The 2,047-nt window shown below is 36.0% G+C and carries 1 protein-coding gene, 1 tRNA gene and 1 pseudogene; all 3 read left to right on the top strand.

Annotation, left to right across the window (positions count from 1 at the left end; translation table 11 throughout):
- Positions 1-317 (top strand): annotated as a pseudogene (gene fadH / locus J582_RS24845) (NADPH-dependent 2,4-dienoyl-CoA reductase); the annotation flags it as partial.
- Between the two features lie 85 nt (positions 318-402).
- Positions 403-492: transfer RNA gene (locus J582_RS24840), tRNA-Ser, on the top strand.
- A gap of 423 nt (positions 493-915) precedes the next feature.
- The gene (locus J582_RS24835) at positions 916-1,794 is read left to right on the top strand and encodes a MetQ/NlpA family ABC transporter substrate-binding protein (RefSeq protein WP_017393614.1); all 879 of its coding nucleotides are present in this window, start codon (positions 916-918) and stop codon (positions 1,792-1,794) included.
- The last annotated feature ends 253 nt before the right edge of the window (positions 1,795-2,047 follow it).

The following is a 2,047-nucleotide window of genomic DNA, read 5'->3' as shown; positions in this document are numbered from 1 at the left end:
GTATTGGTCTTGGTAAGACCTCGGGTTGGGTACATCGTGCCCAGCTTAAAAAGCATGGCGTACGCATGCTGCGCGGCGTGCAATATAAAGCAGTTACCGATGAAGGGCTGTGGATTGAACATAACGGTCAAGACCAGCTTTTACGTGTAGACACTGTTGTGGTGTGTGCAGGTCAAGAGTCTGTAAAAGACTTGATGCCAAAAGAAGGTGAGTCGACTATAGCGAACTACCATATTATTGGTGGTGCAAAGCTTGCAGCAGAGCTAGATGCGAAGCGTGCGATCAAAGAAGGAGCAGAATTAGCCGCTCAACTGTAAAATTGATGAAACAATATGCACTTGAACACAAAGCGATGATATTTTTCTTGAATAAAATGAATAAGCTTTGTATTCTTACGCACATGGAAGCGTGGCAGAGCGGTTTAATGCACCGGTCTTGAAAACCGACGAGGGTGTGAGTCCTCCGTGAGTTCGAATCTCACCGCTTCCGCCAAATTCGAAAAGCACCTGTTAATAGCAGGGGCTTTTTTTATGCCTAAAATAAAAATTACAACTCTATTTAGCTTAAATATTGCTAATAAATCCTAAAAATTTCATATAAATCAAATATGTATGTTGTATTTGAGAAATGTTTATGTTTTCAATATGTTGCTGTGAGCATGACTATATATCAGAATTGAACAAGTTATTTGTAGAATATTCACTTGTTGATATATGATGATCCCATATTTAGAGGCTGTTTCAAAACATAATTCTATTGTTTAGCGAGCAAGTTCACGGAAAGAATAATGCTGAATTCAGGCTTCTAAACCCTATATCTGGAAATTATTTCCAGCCAAATTTTGCATTTCGACCCAATGGTTGGGAATGCCTCACTCTTTTGTGGGTTAGGCGTTTCCTATTTTAGGATGTATCTATGAAAAAATTATTTAGTGTACTGTTCAGCGCATCTGTACTCACACTGACAGCATGTAATAAACAACCTGCACAAACTGAAAATACTGCACCAGCTAAAGACAAAGGTGAGTCAGTTCGAACAATTAAACTGGTTTCAACAGGTTCAGATACTGACGTATGGAAATACGTTGCAACGCTTCCTGAGACTAAAGAAGCTGGTATTAAACTCGAAGTGACTAACTTAACTGACTATGTTGTGCTCAATACATCTGTCGCAAATGGTGAGCAAGATGTAAATGCGTTCCAGTCATTCAACTATTTGGCAGCATACAATGCTTCAAATAAAGCTAAAGTTGCTGCTGTTGCAACAACTTACTTGGAACCAATGGGTATTTATGCAAATAAAATTAAAACTGTTGATGAGTTCCCACAAGGCGCTACCATTGCTATTCCAAATGATACTGCCAATGAAGCTCGTGCATTAACATTATTACAGTCTGCTAAACTGATTAAACTTAAACCGAACTTTGACCCTGTAAAAGGGACTACGAACGACATTGCTGAAAACCCTAAAAATTTACAATTAAAACCAATTCAAATGACTACAGCAGTTCGTGTTAAAAACGATGTAGATGCAATTGTACTTGGTAATACATTGGCACTTGAAGGTGGCCTCAATGTAATGAAAGATTCTATCTTCCGTGAGCCAATTGATCAGTCTACTAAACTTTATGTCAATTTATTGGGTGTAGCTGAAGCAAACAAAAATGATCCAATCTATACGAAACTTGGTGAACTTTACCACTTACCTAAAGTACAAAAATTCGTGAATGAAAAATTCGGTGGCACAAAAGTTGAAGTGAACAAACCTGTTTCTGAATTTGCAGACATCAAATAAGTAATTTTTTAATTAAAATTATTTTTCAAAGCTAAGCCACACTAATCGGGGCTTAGCTTTTTATTTATAATGTTGTACTTAAGCTAACTTATAATAAAATATTTATTAACTTCATTAGAAAATTAAGTAGGGAAGATATTTAAAGTTAGTTGTTGCGTTAGTAGTTATAGTCTGAGAAATTAAATTACTCATAGAGTATTTTTTTTAAATATATAACTTTTGGAATTGGTAATTGATAATAAGGTAAAAATAT

Origin of the sequence: Acinetobacter sp. 1566109 (assembly GCF_000582255.1) — a bacterium.
Taxonomy (GTDB): Bacteria; Pseudomonadota; Gammaproteobacteria; order Pseudomonadales; family Moraxellaceae; genus Acinetobacter; species Acinetobacter nosocomialis.
This window is presented reverse-complemented; position numbering and strand designations above follow the sequence as displayed.

What these genes read in the sequence shown, in the direction of transcription:
- J582_RS24835 (WP_017393614.1), top strand. Translation starts at nt 916, where the DNA reads ATGAAAAAATTATTTAGTGTACTGTTCAGCGCATCTGTACTCACACTG.